The organism is Variovorax soli, from assembly GCF_031454625.1.
Taxonomy (GTDB): domain Bacteria; phylum Pseudomonadota; class Gammaproteobacteria; order Burkholderiales; family Burkholderiaceae_C; genus Variovorax; species Variovorax soli_A.
Window position 1 is genome coordinate 1 of the sequence record NZ_JAVDRF010000023.1, and the last position, 15161, is coordinate 15161.

Annotated in this window: 17 protein-coding genes and 1 pseudogene; 8 read left to right on the forward strand and 10 right to left on the reverse strand. The window is 64.3% G+C overall.

Annotation, left to right across the window (positions count from 1 at the left end; genetic code table 11):
* The first annotated feature begins 381 nt into the window (after positions 1-381).
* Positions 382-786, forward strand: coding sequence for a hypothetical protein (locus J2739_RS27545; protein WP_309907672.1), 405 nt, complete (start codon positions 382-384; stop codon positions 784-786).
* A gap of 420 nt (positions 787-1206) precedes the next feature.
* On the opposite strand, the gene J2739_RS27550 is transcribed toward J2739_RS27545, so the two are convergent.
* Positions 1207-1431, reverse strand: coding sequence for a hypothetical protein (locus tag J2739_RS27550; RefSeq protein ID WP_309907675.1), 225 nt, complete (start codon positions 1429-1431; stop codon positions 1207-1209).
* Positions 1432-2454: 1023 nt separating this feature from the next.
* Here J2739_RS27550 and J2739_RS27555 point away from each other — a divergent pair.
* Complete coding sequence (locus tag J2739_RS27555) at positions 2455-2787, forward strand: sensor histidine kinase (RefSeq protein WP_309907706.1); 333 nt, start codon at positions 2455-2457, stop codon at positions 2785-2787.
* Between the two features lie 222 nt (positions 2788-3009).
* Here the strand turns inward: J2739_RS27555 and J2739_RS27560 are convergent, their stop codons facing one another.
* Positions 3010-3828, reverse strand: a complete 819-nt coding sequence (locus J2739_RS27560; protein ID WP_309907677.1) for a DUF1206 domain-containing protein — start codon at positions 3826-3828, stop codon at positions 3010-3012.
* A 161-nt stretch (positions 3829-3989) separates the two neighbouring features.
* Between J2739_RS27560 and J2739_RS27565 the strand changes: the two genes are divergently transcribed.
* The 5 genes and pseudogenes from J2739_RS27565 (at position 3990) to J2739_RS27585 (ending at position 7653) form a co-directional block, all read left to right on the forward strand.
* Complete coding sequence (locus J2739_RS27565) at positions 3990-4547, forward strand: DUF1003 domain-containing protein (protein ID WP_309907679.1); 558 nt, start codon at positions 3990-3992, stop codon at positions 4545-4547.
* A 178-nt stretch (positions 4548-4725) separates the two neighbouring features.
* Complete coding sequence (locus tag J2739_RS27570; RefSeq protein WP_309907681.1) at positions 4726-4902, forward strand: hypothetical protein; 177 nt, start codon at positions 4726-4728, stop codon at positions 4900-4902.
* Between the two features lie 199 nt (positions 4903-5101).
* Positions 5102-5374, forward strand: a pseudogene (locus J2739_RS27575) (methylated-DNA--[protein]-cysteine S-methyltransferase); the annotation flags it as partial.
* 75 nt (positions 5375-5449) lie between these two features.
* Positions 5450-6709: a DegT/DnrJ/EryC1/StrS family aminotransferase gene (locus J2739_RS27580; RefSeq protein ID WP_309907683.1), complete on the forward strand. Its 1260-nt coding sequence runs from the start codon at positions 5450-5452 to the stop codon at positions 6707-6709.
* Positions 6703-7653 (forward strand): glycosyltransferase family 2 protein, encoded by a 951-nt coding sequence (locus tag J2739_RS27585; RefSeq protein WP_309907685.1) that lies wholly within the window; start codon positions 6703-6705, stop codon positions 7651-7653. The genes J2739_RS27580 and J2739_RS27585 overlap by 7 nt, the downstream gene beginning before the upstream one ends.
* A gap of 272 nt (positions 7654-7925) precedes the next feature.
* On the opposite strand, the gene J2739_RS27590 is transcribed toward J2739_RS27585, so the two are convergent.
* Positions 7926-8513, reverse strand: a complete 588-nt coding sequence (locus J2739_RS27590) for a TMEM175 family protein (RefSeq protein WP_309907687.1) — start codon at positions 8511-8513, stop codon at positions 7926-7928.
* A 360-nt stretch (positions 8514-8873) separates the two neighbouring features.
* Between J2739_RS27590 and J2739_RS27595 the strand changes: the two genes are divergently transcribed.
* Positions 8874-9239 carry a response regulator gene (locus J2739_RS27595; protein WP_309907689.1) on the forward strand — a complete coding sequence of 122 codons (366 nt, stop codon included), beginning with the start codon at positions 8874-8876 and terminating at the stop codon, positions 9237-9239.
* A gap of 945 nt (positions 9240-10184) precedes the next feature.
* Here the strand turns inward: J2739_RS27595 and J2739_RS27600 are convergent.
* The 7 genes from J2739_RS27600 to J2739_RS27630 all read right to left on the reverse strand — a co-directional run bounded on the left by J2739_RS27600 (position 10185) and on the right by J2739_RS27630 (position 14969).
* Positions 10185-11390 carry a DUF1501 domain-containing protein gene (locus J2739_RS27600; protein ID WP_405053979.1) on the reverse strand — a complete coding sequence of 402 codons (1206 nt, stop codon included), beginning with the start codon at positions 11388-11390 and terminating at the stop codon, positions 10185-10187.
* Between the two features lie 5 nt (positions 11391-11395).
* Complete coding sequence (locus J2739_RS27605; protein WP_309907694.1) at positions 11396-12778, reverse strand: DUF1800 domain-containing protein; 1383 nt, start codon at positions 12776-12778, stop codon at positions 11396-11398.
* Between the two features lie 16 nt (positions 12779-12794).
* Positions 12795-13316, reverse strand: coding sequence for a periplasmic heavy metal sensor (locus tag J2739_RS27610; protein ID WP_309907696.1), 522 nt, complete (start codon positions 13314-13316; stop codon positions 12795-12797).
* Positions 13313-13744, reverse strand: coding sequence for a hypothetical protein (locus tag J2739_RS27615; protein WP_309907698.1), 432 nt, complete (start codon positions 13742-13744; stop codon positions 13313-13315). Before J2739_RS27615 ends, J2739_RS27610 begins: the two co-directional genes overlap by 4 nt.
* Positions 13741-14304, reverse strand: a complete 564-nt coding sequence (locus J2739_RS27620) for an RNA polymerase sigma factor (protein ID WP_309907700.1) — start codon at positions 14302-14304, stop codon at positions 13741-13743. The genes J2739_RS27615 and J2739_RS27620 overlap by 4 nt, the downstream gene beginning before the upstream one ends.
* Positions 14305-14344: 40 nt before the next feature.
* Positions 14345-14575, reverse strand: coding sequence for a hypothetical protein (locus J2739_RS27625; RefSeq protein ID WP_309907703.1), 231 nt, complete (start codon positions 14573-14575; stop codon positions 14345-14347).
* Positions 14576-14816: 241 nt separating this feature from the next.
* Positions 14817-14969, reverse strand: coding sequence for a hypothetical protein (locus tag J2739_RS27630; RefSeq protein ID WP_309907705.1), 153 nt, complete (start codon positions 14967-14969; stop codon positions 14817-14819).
* Positions 14970-15161 lie beyond the last annotated feature (192 nt).

Here is a 15161-nt window from a genome sequence, read left to right on the forward strand (position 1 = left end):
AAAGTTGGACATCGGGGGACTTGGTTGGGCAAAGTGCGCGTGCGGCGGGGGACCCAACTCGCGGGGCAAATTTTAGGGGAGAGGAAATTTCCCCAATTGGATGCGGAGATTGAAATGCCTCCCGCAATCGAATACACGTCAAGTGGGAGACATGGACGCTCCAGCCATGGCAATAAAGAACGGTCGGGCACATATCGCGTAGTGCACGTAAACGGCCCCGTTCATTTCTACCCACCACCTTTCGCAGATCATCGCGAAGCTCTGCGAATGAGATGACGCGCCTGATTGCCCGATTGCCCGTGCCAACTTGAAGAACGGCTCCTTTGCCATCTCAGCCATCCATTCGGGAGTACGACATGCCCCCATGTCGCTCAGAACGGCGTGAGCATTGCTCACGGCCGAATGATCGTTTCTGATTTCGTGCCGGGGGTGATCGAGGTCGGCGCGCCGATCGTCGCGTCGCAGCAGGACTGGGCAGCAGCGGTCGCGCTGCGCGATGCAACGCGGCAGGCGATCCTCGAGCGGTCCCCGAGCCCGACACTGGAATCGACCTGGAGCCTGTGGGCGCTCTCGCCGATTAATGGCCGTCGCCCAGCCCCGGCAGCAGCACACGGCGGGAGGTTCATGATCAACCGACGTGCGCAAGCTCTTCACCGGCTACGACGCGTGAGAAGCCGCATTTTCTTTGCGGTGCCCTTACCGTCACTTCTAAGGGGCTGTTTGTCAAGCCATTTTGACAACGTGTCGGCTGGTGGCAATTCATGGGCGGCACTTGTTTGTTGCTGAACAAAATACGAGGCCGGGTGATGCTGTTGGGGGTGTCCAGCAGCACTTTGCTCTATTGCGCATCCAGGGCCAACGGCGGGCGAGGCCGCGCAGCGCGTTGTGCCCGCGGTCCCACAAGCCCCGCGCGGTGTCAGCGCGCCTGCTGCAGCGCTGGCGGACCCCGCCAAAGCCCAACGGCCCGACCAGCAGCGCCAACCCAAAGAGCCGCAGTGAGCTCCCGCACGGTCGCCATCATGTCCTCTCGCGCGGCCGCATCTCCAGTCGCCCTACGGACGCCTTCCAATGTGCCCGGATCGGGCAAACTGCTCTCTGCGTCGGGCCTTGGGTTGTTGGTTGATTGTCATACCTACTCGTTACCCACCGGGGGTAGGTGCAGCAGCTCCATATTGGGGGTCCGTGGGGCCAGCCGCAGCCGGCAATCTACCTGCCTCCTATTTTCTTTGGGACCACAATGCCGAGCATCAACTCCGTGTTCAGCGAGGCAAGTTGCTGCACAAGCCCCCACTGCTTCGTCATGAGAGCTAGGAATTCCGGGTTGGCCGGCACAGCTCTGGCCGAGAGCGCGAGCTGCGACATCGACTGAACGAGGTTCTGCTGCTCCGCATAGATTTTCTTCGCGGCTTCTGTGTATTCATCGAGCGTCATGCAATGTCTCCATTTGATGGTGTCTAGATCTTAAGCCGCATGGAACCTTCGGCCGAGTGGAGCTTCGAAGCCCACCAGCCATTCCCGAATTCGTAGCCTCATCACGAAAGCGTACGCACCCCCGAAAGCGCATATCCGTCTCGATCTCGAAGCCCCAGGGAACCGCAGCCCCTCTGCAGCCCGCCACGACGATCGAAAGAGAACGACGGCCAGAAGGGCGCCGCCGATCAGTGAGGCGTTGCGCCTGGCTGCATCCGCATCATGTTGATTCTTTTTTGCTTGTCCCAAGCTGGCACCCTCCTCACTCTGTCAGTTAGCGAAGCCATCGGCAGTTCCATCTTGTGCAGCCGTATTCAACCCGTCGGTGACGGAGCAAACAGGCAGGCGGCGGCCACAGTGACCGCTAAAAGATATTCGAGATCGGCCTTTTCGCCTTACTGTCTGGACCGGCAGAAATCCCAAAGCGTTGTAGGAATTTCACTCGACACCGCTTGGCGCCGTCGCCGTACAGAGAAAGTAAACATGGTCCCCGATGCGAGACCTTTCGAGAAGGCGTTCTGCCGCATCTGAAATTTTGTGATGCAGTCTCCCCCGGCCGAAGCGGTGGGGGAGCCGAGTTGAAGTTCGGACTAAGCGGGTGATGCAACTGGTACCAGGCACAGCGCACAGGGCAGAAAACGCTGCCGAGCGCGGCGGCTCAAGCGCCCCTAGAGAGGAGCGAACTTCGAAAGGCCCTAGCCCTTCTGACCTTGCCCTGGCTGCTGAGGTGTTGTCGGGCTGCCTTGGCCCGGCTGCTGCCGTCCGGGATTGTTCTGCTCTTGCTGACCCGGTTGACTTGGTTGGTTCCCCGGTTGATTGGGGTTGTTTTGGCCTGGTTGATTTGCCATGGACGTCTCCTTAAAGTGCTCAGAGCGACATTGCTCCACAACCAATGTAGGCCGCCCGCCGAGCGATGGTGTAGCCATGTGCCGGGTCAGCCCGTAGGATCCGACGGAGCCCGGTTTGCCTTCTCGAATCCATGGTTTGCGACCTCTCAATGCCCTGAAGTACGGAGCGGCCGCAAAGCCGGTCCGCGTGACCCTGGACGGCACTTGCGATGACGAGGTGGTGCTCGCCGTTCACAACTTCGGGAATGCAATTCCTTCGGAGGCCCTGCAGAAGATCTTCGACCCCTTCGTTCGCGGCAGGGTTCAGGACCTGGCTTCGTATCCATCGGGCGCAAAAATCGCACGCGGCCTGTACGTCGCGCGCGCCATCCTGACAGCGCATTCGGGCACGATCAGCGCAACCTCATCCGCTGAAAACGGCACGCGATTCGAGATCCGGCTCCCTCGCCACCGCGCCGCTTTCGTGTAGCGTGGGATCGCGACCGGGGACGCACCGACTTTCGCAGTTCGCTGTACCACAGGACCACGCTGGCCAGCAGATCGACGACCTGAAGCCGATCGACGAATTGCTGGCGTCGAGCCTTGACTAGCACCAGCCCGCTGCAGGGCGCAGGCAAAGTCCAACGACGCAGGCACTTGGGCGATTCATCGTGTCGCGAAACACCGTTCCATTCACCTGAGGCTGAAGGAATTACATCCGGCGGTATCGTGACTCGAGCATCGCGAACAAGCCGAAGGCCATGAATCCGAGCGCCACGGCCGTAAGCAGAAGCCTCCCCAACGGCTGCGCCAGGATCGCATGCAGTGCGCCGTCCAGCCCCGGCGCCTTCTGCCGGTGGAAGGTCAGCGCCGCATAGCTCAGCAAGCCGCCCACCACGCCCAGAGCCACGCCCTTGGCGATGTATCCGACTTGGCCTAATCGCGCCACGCCCTTGCGGGCTGCTGGGGTCATTGACAAAGTGTCAATCTCCTCACTGAAGGATTTCTTCACGCCCTTGACCGTCCCGGCCACGCCGATGCCAATGATGATCAGCCCCGTCACCACGACGATCGCCTGCCCCGCGGGCCACGCCAGCACACCTGAGGTGGTCTGCTGCTGGGACCGCGAGTCCCACGATCCCCAGCCGAGGACGATCGACGCTGCGCTGACCCCCAGCGCGGCGTAGATCACGGCCTTGGCCCCGCTGGTGACCTGCTTGCGGAGCCGCTTGGCACCTTCGCAATTGCGATGGCCCCAGATGGCTACACTGGCCTGCCACAGCGCGAGCGCCACCATGCCCACCGCAACCAGCCATAGCAGGATCTTGCCGAAGGGCTGATCAGCCAATGTTCTTAGCGCCCCGGAGATGTCAGCGCTCTTGCTGGCCGACGCGCCCCAGGCGATGCGCAGCGCCAGCCAGCCGATCAAGAGGTGTACAACGCCGTAGGCGATCAACCCGACGCGGGCGAGCATCTTCAACGGCGCGCTGTCGCTAGCCTGTTCGACCTTGCCGCCGGATTTGGTTGCCATAAGCGGGGCCCGCCTTCGTGAGTTTTCAAAACAACCTTGGATCCGAGATTGTCTGCCTGACATGTCGTTGAAGAAAAGATCCCGGGTCGAGGAAGGGGCCGATAAACCTGGCGAAGTGGCGGACGATGTCAAGATCAGGTCTGTTCCATTCGGGAGTCACGATGCATAAACCCGCCGACATCGCAACCCAGCTATTGGGCTCGCCTTACGAAGCCCTGGACGAGCGAACCAAGCGGGTCGCGCGGCACGTTGCCGAGCGCACCCATGTCTCGCGCAATTTGACGCAGGACGCCGGAGTCGGTCAGTCCTTCGGCCAGCGCGCCGCGGATGCGGTGGCGTCCTTCGGCGGTTCATGGATCTTCGTCGGGCTCTTCGGCGCCACCATGCTGCTGTGGATCACGCTAAACGCGCTGTTGCTGACGAGCCGCGGCAGCACCTTCGACCCATACCCGTTCATCCTGCTCAACCTGTTCCTTTCAATGCTGGCAGCCGTGCAGGCGCCCATCATCCTGATGTCGCAGAATCGGCAGTCTGAGAAAGACCGGATCCATGCCGCACACGACTATGAGGTCAATCTCAAGTCCGAGTTGGAGATCATGCTGCTGCACGAAAAGATCGATCATTTGCGCGAGAAGCAGTGGGCCGAACTGCTGGAAATCCAAAGGCAGCAACTGAAGTTGCTGACGGGGCTGATCGAGATGAAAACGCTATCGCCATAGCACCGAACCTGGCACGCCGTCTTCTTTGGGGAGTGGCGTCACAGTCCTTGTTGCGACGTAGCTCTACGATCCGTCGGAAGGTTTGGTTGGAAATCGAAAATTCTGCCTGCCGTCGCCGTGTGCGTAACAAGATCTTTGTTGCGGCAAACGATGCGGTCACCGTAGCACGAACTTCGGGGTGATCCTCTTCGACGCGCTGCGCGTAAAGATCCGAGAAGAGGCGGTGGTGCGCAACTGCGTCGCGGTATTGCAGGAGCCGGTAGAGGCGAAATGGGGTTCGCTGGCGGTCATGCAGTTCTGGTGGCGCAACCACTGGTTGTTAACCGTCTGCCTGAGCGAGCCCCGTGGAGCGTAAGCGGCCTTCGTTCTTGCTTTCTCACAAAACTGGGACGTGACGGTTGTAGTTCATCACACGTTTTTACACTTACCGAAGTCGCCTCGCAACGCAGCGGCGCTTCGCCCAGGCTTCGGCGAGCCGCGAGACTTGGCGGAGATCAATGTCCTGGAAGACGTACGCTTGCACCGCCGCGTCTAGAGATCGCACGCCGCATCGCGGCCAGACGCGCAGCTACAGCGAGATTGCCGCTGAGCTCGGCGACGAGGGCCTCTCGCGCGCCATCGGCCAGGCGCTCGGCCACAACCGCTTTGCGCCGGGGGTGCCCTGCCGCCGGGTATTGGCGGCCGGCGGCAAGCCCGGCGAATTCTCGGCGCACGGCGGCGCGATGGCGAAGCTTGGGATGCTGATGATCGAAGGCGCGCGGCCGCCAGTGATACCCAAGCTCTTTTTTGAGGCGCGATGCGCGAGCGCGTACATAGGTGTTTTTTAGCGTCACTTGCCATCGGACTGCGTCAGTCTGTACTAGTATTCCGCGCAGGAGCGAGGAGAAGTCAGGCCACGGCCATTGCAACCGGCCCCGGCACTGGGTCTTGAACGGCTGGCGTGTTCGTCAGCGCAAGTGGGGAGCTCCATGCCCATACGCAGCAGGGAAAATTTTCTGGTCTTCGGTTCGCCGAAGATCGAAGAAGCCGAGATCGCGGAGGTCGAGGCGGTCATGCGATCGGGCTGGCTCGGCACCGGACCGCGGGTGGCGCAGTTCGAGCGCGAGTTCGGCCGCTATCGCGGTGCGGCGCACGCCGTCGCGCTGAACTCCTGCTCCGCAGCCCTTCATCTTTCGTTGCTGGCCTCCGGCGTTGGCCCGGGCGACGAGGTCATCACCACGCCGCTGACCTTCTGCGCCACGGTCAACGCGATCATTCACGCAGGCGCGACGCCGGTGCTGGCCGATATCGATCCCGGCACCCTGAACATCGACCCGGCACAGGTGCGCGCCAGGCTCGGTCCGCGCACTCGCGCCATGGTGCCGGTGCATTTCGCCGGACGACCCTGCGAGATGGATGAACTGATGCCGCTCGCGCGGCATCACGGCCTCAAGGTCATCGAAGATTGCGCTCACGCCATCGAGACGCAGTACCATGGCCGCAACGTCGGCACCATCGGCGATTTCGGCTGCTTCTCCTTCTACGTGACCAAGAACATCGTCACCGGCGAAGGCGGCATGGTACTGGCGCGCAAGGAGGAGGACGCCGCCCGCATCAAGGTGCTCGGCCTGCACGGAATGACCAAGGATGCGTGGAAGCGCTTCGGCGATGAAGGCTACAAGCACTACGACGTGGTCGAGGCGGGCTTCAAGTACAACATGATGGACCTGCAGGCGGCGATCGGCCTGCAGCAGCTGAAGCGTGTTGAGCCGTACTGGCGGCGCCGCAAGCAGATCTGGGAGCGTTATGTCAGGGAGCTTGCGGAACTCCCGCTGACGCTGCCTCCGGTGCCGGCACCGGAAACGCGCCACGCGCATCATCTTTTCAGCGTGCAACTCGACGAGGCTCGATGCGGCATCTCGCGCGACCACTTCCTCGATGCCATGACATCGCAGGGCATCGGCGTCGGTGTGCATTACCTCGCACTGCCGGAGCACCCCTACTACCAGCAAAGCCTCGGCTGGCGACCGGAGCACACGCCGCATGCCACGCGCGTGGGCCGGCAGATCGTCTCGTTGCCAATCTCGGCCAAGCTGAGCGATCAGGACGTCGGTGACGTGATTTCCGCCGTGCGGCTGATCATGGAGAAGCACCCAGCGCGGGCATCAGCTCTGTCGTGCTGATCTCCATCCTCATCCCTGCTTACGCGCGGCCGGAACAATTGGCCGAAGCGCTGCAAAGCATCGCGCAACAGGAGCGCGCGCTGATCGGAGAGATCGTCATCGGCGACGATAGCCCGCGCGCCTACTGGGCTCGCAACCAAGCGGTCATTGCGCAGAGCGGGCTGGCGGAACTCATCGACTACCAGCCGAGCGAGCCTTCTCGCGGGACTTATCCCAACCAGTGGTTCCTGGCCTCGCGCGCGAAGTTCGGCCACCTGTTGATCCTGCACAACGATGACCAGCTGTGTCCCGGCGCGGTGAGCCTGCTGGCGGATGCCTGCGCCAACGAAACCGATGACCGGGTCAAGCTGTGGTTCGGGACCCAGCTGATCATGAACGAGGCCGGAGTGGTCGATCCGGTGCGTTCCGCCGCCAGCGACCTGTGGTACGGGCGGCAGGGCTCGGCCGCGGCGCGCCCTGTGTGGCAGTGGTGTCTGACGGAATCAATTCCCTCGGATGCCTTCCTGGTGGAGAAGGCGAGCTATCTGCAGCACATGCGCGGCGAGCGCGATGGCAACGTGGGCGACTGGGGCTTCTCGGTGCGCCTGGCCAACGGCGGCGCCTGGGCGCGCTTCGTGGGGCAGGCCGTGTCGCGCTACCGGGTGCAGGCCGGTTCCGTCACCGTCGCCGGCCGCGGCGTGGACGCCCACCGGGCCTTCGAACTGGCGTGCCAGCTGCGCGTGCCGCCCGAGCACGAAGCCTTGAAGAGCCGCCGCTTCTTTCGGAACATGCGGGTGGTCGCCGTTCGCTATGCGCGGGACGGCGAACGCATGAACGCCTGGCGAGCGCTGCTATGGCCCGGCATGCCTTGGCAGCATCGCTTCTCCCTTCGCTTCGGCGCCATCATCCTGATGCTGCTGACGCCGCGGCAGTTCTGGCTATGGGCGCTGCACTATAAAAGCTGACCGTGTGTCCCGACCGAAGAAACATGGCTTCGCTTGGCCGAGTAGCGGCGAGCTCGAGCGAAGCGCGCTGCAAGTATGCGCCACACCAACCGCACCGCGGCCCCGTGAAGCCGAGCGACCATGCGCCGGTGTGGATCAGGCTGAGGACCTGACGTGTGGCGCCCGAAAGGCCCCGCCTCCACTGCGCCGTGTCCAGAAACCCGCGCCGACGCTCATCGATCGACGCGTCACTTTCTGCAATCAAAACAAGTCGACCCCATGACGTCCCGACGCTACTTCGGTCGCTCGACCATCAGACTCTCGACTCTTCGGTCGGGTGCCAGCCACATGAGCGCCACGACCACGAAGAACGCCATGCCCGCCCACGCCGCGACAATCCACGCGGTCAGAATGCCGGCGACGTACAGCACCGGCGAAGCTTTGCCTTTGAAGTCGCTCGACACCGCTTTTGCAAGCAGGCACTCTGGTCCCTCGTGTCGAATGATAGAGCTCTGAAGCAGATAGTAAGCAACGGCGCAGCACAACAGGTTGACGCCATAGAGAATCGTGGGCCAACGCTCGAAGTGGTTCTCGCCCATCCAGCCGGTCGTGAACGGCAACAATGACAACCAAAACAGGAAATGCAGGTTCGCCCATAGCACCGACCCGTTGACCGATTCTGTAAGCTGGAACATATGGTGATGGTTGTTCCAGTAAATGCCGACGTACACGAAGCTTAGAACATAACTCAGAAAAACAGGCAGCACCGGGACCAACGCCGAGAGGTCAGCGTTATGCGGCACCTTTAATTCCAACACCATGATGGTGATGATGATGGCAATCACGCCATCGCTGAACGCCTCAAGCCTACTGGGTTCCATATAACCTCCGTATCGGTTGCCACGGTAGCGAAGACAGCCCTATCCAGCAAGAGAGATGTCAGAAACGTCGCGCTCTCACTTCGCACACCCACGGGAGAGTACCGTGATGCCATGAAGAACCTAATCCATGACCGTCAGCTCGAGGCCGAACCCGAACGAGCTGGCTCACCAGCCGCAACAGCTTTTCGTTCGGCTCGTTCAACGACACGCTGAGGATGGGGTCTGGGGCGCTGCATGTCATCAACGAAGACGTGATCGCCGGCGGCTCGGGCTTTTCGAGCACCTCGAGATTCTGACTTTCGTCTTGACCGAGTTCGTCGATTTCCGTTTAGCTGAAAGGAAGTCGACGATCTGGGCTATTTGCCCTCTGAGGCGAACGCCGCGCATCTGTTTTCGAGCTGGTCAGCCAGCGTGATGAAACGCGGCTCGATGCTGGGGACTCGGAACCGCTCGGTTGCCGAGGAGGACACCGCTTTCGACCGAGTCGCGGTGATGCCCCAGACCTTACGCATCTTGATGGTTGAAGATTTGCCCGCTACGCTCATGATGACGGTGGAGCTTCTTGGAGAGCTCGGACATTGGGCTGCTGGCGTCACGAGCGCCGAGCTCGCGCTGCTGCGCTACCCGGAGGGCGCCTTCGACGTCTTGATGGTCGACGTGGGGCTGCCCGGGCTCTCCGGAGTGACTTGGCAAAAAAACTGGAAGCACGTGGCGGCCTGCCGGTGATCTTCGCCACGAGACGGCCCGTGCCGGACCCGAGCCCGCCGAACAGCTTCTGGCTGCAAAGCCATACTCGGTGGCGCAGCTCGTGGCCGCACTGGCGTGGGCTGCCCGCGCCGGCGGCAGCCGGGATTGGGCCCTGGGGCCTTGAGTGCGGCGGCGCCTGATCAGTTTGCGTAGTGCTAGCGGGCCACTATCAGGATGCTGGTCCGAGAACCACCCGCGGTGCCGACCCCCGACGTGCGCAGGTGCCCACCGCGCAATGTCGAGGATCACGCTTCGTCGCATCACCGTCCGAACGGTCGCGCTCCTTCTGCGCGGCCCGGCTTCCGGTCCTCGGCGGCTTTGCTTCCCCTGCGCCGCCTGCGCTGCGGTCCCCTTTGGGGTTTGCCATGGGCCTTGCCTCCTTCTCGCGCGCCTCGAGCTCCGTCGCGATTGCGGTCTACAACACGCAACCTTCATCCTGGGCGATCTCGGGGCGATCTTCTTCTCCGAACCCCTCTCGGCGACAAAGCTCACGTGGCTCGGAATCGCTTTTGCGCTTTTGCGGGCGTCTTGTTGATCGTTCACGCAAGGCCATCAACGGCCTCCTATGCCGGTCCCGACGCTGCTACCTCTCCAGGTACTGAGGGCATTTGGCGCGGCGGTCTGCTATGCCATCTCCTGACGAAGAAGCTTGGCGATGCCGCCGCACCTCATGGCGTTGATCCATGTCTGGATGGGCATCGTGATGATTGCTCCGTTTGCGGACCTGACGGACCTGCCGGGTGAGTACGCTGCCTGGCGGTATTTCGCAGTAATGGGTGCGGTGTACACCGGCCTGGCCTTTGCACTCTTGCACTCTTGCACTCTTGTACAGCGCGATCCAAAAGCTGCCGACCCATTCGGTGGGCGCGCTGTCCTTTCTTTCCCGATCGTCGGCATGGTGGTCGAGTGGCCCGGCGCAATTCTTCAGGTACGCAGGAGCCGCGGCAAGGCATTCCCGCTGCCGCCGCCGGGCAGCGCTCCACTCCGGGCAAGAAGGCTGCGCCTCAGGCGCTCCGGATCAATACCGAAGCACTCGCCGGCAGCGCCAACGATCAGCGCGTCGACGCTCGTCGTGGGCCTGAGGTCACGGTTTTCGTGGAGGTTGGCTTGATCCAGTCCCGGCCAGTCGGCCAGCACGCGACCGCCCTGCACTGCGCCGCCAAGCAGCATCGCGACCGCGCCGGTACCGTGGTCGGTGCCGCCGGTGCCGTTGGCCGCAGCGGTGCGGCCGAACTCGGTAGCGACCAGTACGACAGTGTTCGACCACGCGCCGCCCAAGCCTTCGCGCAATGCGGCGACCATGACATCGAGGTTGCGCAATTGGGTTGCCAGGCGCGCGTTCTGTGCGCTGTGGGTGTCCCAGCCGCCGGTCTCGATCATGGCGATGCGCGGGCCGTCGGCGCGCCCCAGAAAGCCGGCTGCGAGCTTGCCCAGGCTTGCGCCATCCTGTCGCGGCCGCGCGCCTGCGGTCATGCTGCTTGCGTCGCCGCCCATCGCAATGCCGCGCGTGGCCATGGCCGAGGTCCAAAGTGCGTGCAGTTGCGCATCCCCCTGATAGAGCTGCGCCACCTGCAGCATCAGGTCGTCGCTGGCTTGGGGCAAGGCCGACGGGGCGTATGAGGCCACCTCGGCCGTGCCACGCAACGCCATCGGTACGGTCGATGCGAAAGCGATCGCCTCCTTGTCGGCGCGCGGCAGCAAGCCGACCAGACGGTTGAGCCAGCCATCCTTCAGTTGATACGGCGAACTCCCGCCGGTCTCCAGCACGTTCTGGCCGTCGAAGTGCGACCGGTCGCGGTACGGCGACGCCACGGCATGTACGAACAGCGCCTCTTTCGCAGCGTAGAGCTTCGCGGTTTCGACCATCGCAGGGTGCAGCGCAAAGCTGCCGTCCAAGCGGCTGGCAGTCGTGGAGTCCAGGGCCAGCGCGCCGCGCAGCCGTGCGTAGCCCGGGTCGGCATAGGGCAGCAGCGTCTCAAGCCCGTCGGCCGCACCGCGCTGGATGACGAAGACGAAGCGACGCTCGGTCGCGGCCCGGGCCAGCGCCAGACGCGGCGCGATGAGCGTCAGCGCCGCGCCCGCGGTCGCCACACGCAGGAAATCGCGGCGAGGGTATCGACGATCGGTCATGGTGCTCATCTCCGCAGGAAATCGGGGGACACAAGAAGGAGCGCCAGACCCGTATTGGCGCTCTCCGCGCGCGCAATGGCAGTGGCGGTGGCTTCACTCAGCGCGTCGCCCGGCAGCAGGCGTGGCGCCAGCGCGCGTGGATCGATACTGTTGGCGGCCTGAGCGGCGAAACGCTGCGCCGACTCGACACGACGCATCAGTGCCTCCGGCGCGGCCCAGCTCGCCGCGACGTCGTCGTAGCCCGCGGGGGAACCGGGCCGCCAAACCGGCTGTCCCAATTGATTGAGCAGTTGCGCACCCTGGGCGACCTCCAACTCGCGGCGGCCGAGCGCACGCATGGACGACAGCGCCCAGTCCCACGGCGTCTTGAACTTGCCAGCCCCGGCGACCCAGCTCTCGGGCGACTCGATCAGGGCGCGGTACATGGTCGGCAGATCGCCGCCGCTGCGCTGGAAGGTCGCCGTGAGCCGGTCGACCAGCGCCGGCGGCGGATCGTCCGCGACGAAGTGACGCGCCAGCTTGGATGCGAGGTGCCTGGCCGTCGCGGGCGCGGCGGCGACTTCATGGAGGATCGCCAGCCCCTGCGCCTCTCCACCTTCGGCGTAGACGCGGCCGAGCACCGTGCGTGCGCCGGGCTCATGCAGCGCTGGCCGAAATTGGAAGCCATTGCCAGTTACGTCTGCCCTGCTCTGTTCGCCCGCCTCGCCGGCCAAGGTCCAGCCGGTGAGCGCCCGCGCGAACTCGGTCACGTCGGACTGCGTGTAGCCGCTGCGCGCGCCGAGCGTATGCAGCTCCAGGATTTCGCGCGCCAAGTTCTCATTCAGGCCTCGCTGACGCTGCGGACTGCGCTCGGCTGCGCGAAGTGCGGCCACGCTGCCAGGGCCCATCGACTGCGCTTGGTCGAGGTAGATCAGCATGGCCGGATGGCGCACCGCCGAAAGAAGCAGTTCGTCGAAGCGGCCCAACACGTGCGGGCGGATTGCTTCGGTCTCATACGTGCCTGCCAGGTCGAGCACCGCGGGCTTCTCGACCGAGATCGCGAAGTGGTTGGCCCAGAAATGCACGAGGCGCTCGATGAATGGCGCGGGCGTGTCGAGGGCACTCGCCAGCCGCGCGTTGACCGCCCCCAGGTATTCGTCGCGCGCGCCACGGCGCAGCATCTGGCGCGCCGCCTGCTTGTCGGCGTCGGCGGCGTTGCGCACCTCGCGCCGCTGATCCTGGTAGTGCGCCAGCAGCAGGTCGGTGCGCTGCTGGCCAGACCATGCGGCCGGGAGGGACTGGTAGCGCTCGAACTGGTCGAGCAACCAGCGGCGCGGCTCGGGCGGCGGCGGCTCTTGCGGGCGGGCACCGAGGCCGAAACGGTTGAGGGCAATGGCGCTGGCGGTCATCGATGAAGCTCCATGCTCAAGGTCTGGCCGGTGGGATTGGCACGTGAAAAGACCCCTGCTGGGCGGCAAGGCCCTGTACCAGCGTGAGGCGGTCGGCCGGCGACAGGGTGGCCGCGTAGCCCACGACATACCCTTCCACCCGCTCTCGCAGCGCGAGATCTGCGGCGCGGGTGCGGGCCAGTGCCGCTTCAACGGCGCCGCGATCGAGCTGCGGTGCGGCCAGCAGGCGCGCCACCTCAGTACGGCCCTCGCGACTCGACCGGGCCAGGTCCGCGGCCTCGCGCCGCACGTCGCGCAAGCCGGCGCGGAAGGCCTGCCGCTGCGCGGGCGCCAAGCCATCGGCCGCAAAGCGAAGACCACGCTGTGGCAGCGGTCCCTGAATTGCGGATGTCCCCGCGGCATGCGCTGCGCCCTCGGCATGCCCCACACTGGCCCACCACCACCAAGCGCCGCCGGTGACGCCGCCGATAAGAAATGCGTTCAGCAGCACGGACAGCAGCATCCACGTCCTGAGGCGCGATCGGTCATCGTGATTCATTCTTCGCTCCAGTCGGTCCCACTGCTGTCGAATGCAGTCGGCGCCCAGGTTCGCTCGATCGCAGCGGGCGCGGGCACCGTCGTGACGGCCATCGCGACCACCAGCGCCCCCGCGGCAGCGCCGGCCAGACCGACTCCGGCCACACCCGCACCGGACCACCAATTGAGCGAGAAATGCCAGAGCTTGCGCTTGCCCATCAAATGCTGCTGCGGAACGCTGGCCAGCATGGCCTGCACCAGAAGCGCATCGGGCGGCGCGACGGCATGCGAGTCGAGCAGGGCATCGAGTTCTGCGACGCGCGCCAAGAATTCCTTCGCCAAAGGATCGCGCTCCAGCAGCATCTGCGCGGCCGCACGCTCGGCCTCTGGCCATCGGCGCAGGTCCGAGCCCCAAGCGTCGGCGAGTTCGCCCAGTCGTTCAGGTGTCACGGCGGCACCTCCACGTCCAATAGTTGCATGCGCAGGCTGCTTCGTGCACGGCGCAGCAGACTTTCCAGGGCATCGACGGAAATGCCCATGAGCGCGGCGGCATCCGCTTGCGGCACGTCCTGGTAGTACTGCAGGACCAGCGCTTCACGCTGACGAGCAGGCAGGCGCGCCAGCGCAGCGGCGACGCACCCGCCGCGCTGATCCAGGCCCAGTTGTTGCTCCGGCGTCGCAGCGGCATCTGCAGTCTCAGGCAGTTCGTCCATACACTGTTCATGCGCGGCGCGAGCGCTTCGCAAGCGGTCGTAGCAAAGGTTGAGCACCACTCGGTGCAGCCAGGTGTCGAAACGCGCCTGCCCAGGGCGCCATCGCGGCGCCTGCTTCCAGACGCGCAGGAACGCTTCCTGCGCAATCTCCTCAGCCTCGGCGCGCTGGCCGAGTATTCGTTGCGCCAGCGCCAGCAGGCGCGGCAACTTGCGCTCCACCAACTCACGCGCGGCCTGCGGCTCGTCGCGGGCGAGTCGCACCAGCAGATCGTCGTCAGTGTCATCGAGGTCAGCCAAAGGACATATCGAAGGAAGAGTCGAATCGTTGCGCCGCTCCTTAGCGCCAGCCGCGGTGCCAGCCGTAGACCGGATGGCGCCAGCCCCAACCGAATCGCGGGTGATACTCCCATACATAACCCGGCGCTGGCATGGCATAGACGGGCGCGACGTATGCGACGCCGGCAGGCGCGACATGGGCATGGCGGGCGGGGACTGCCGGCGCAACGACGCAACCCGTCAACGGGGCGGTGGCCGCAACAAGGGCGGCGGCGAAAAAAAGATTCCTCACGGAGAGCTCCTTGAAAAGGCCGTAGCGTCGACAGAACTTGAACGCGCCGAGCCTTCGAATCCGTCGCCGCGCCAAATCTTTTTTTGGCTCGGCATGGCGCGACGCTCCAGAGTCGCCAGGACCGGCGCAAGCTTCGTTGGGTATTTCGCCCGCCACGGCCCCCGCTGGCACGCGAGCGCCTTCCTTCCGCGGGAGGGCGCCGGCCTGCACCGATTACTTACCGTCGGAAGACCCGGCGAGACTACGCCTGCCGTCGTGGCCCCCGGTCCTTCACGTTGGCGGCGCCCGGCGGCTCACTCACCCAGAGGATCGCGACAACACCGCTGATGATCAGGACCGCCTGAAAAAAGCGCCATGCGCCGAAGGCGGCCAGGTCGACTTGTCTCCGCTTCATGTGGTTCTCCCGAATTTGCGGCCCAAGGTAGCGTTGGGCACACAGTTCAGCGATCGGCCGAAGTGACCACAGATCGAGGACAGAAGCCTACTGCGCAGTAAGCGTCCGGGCAACTCGCCTTGACGGCGAGTTCGGCGATCAGCCCTGCTGCCAGCGATGCGGCAGCAGCTCTTCGGTACGGCTGGCAGGGAG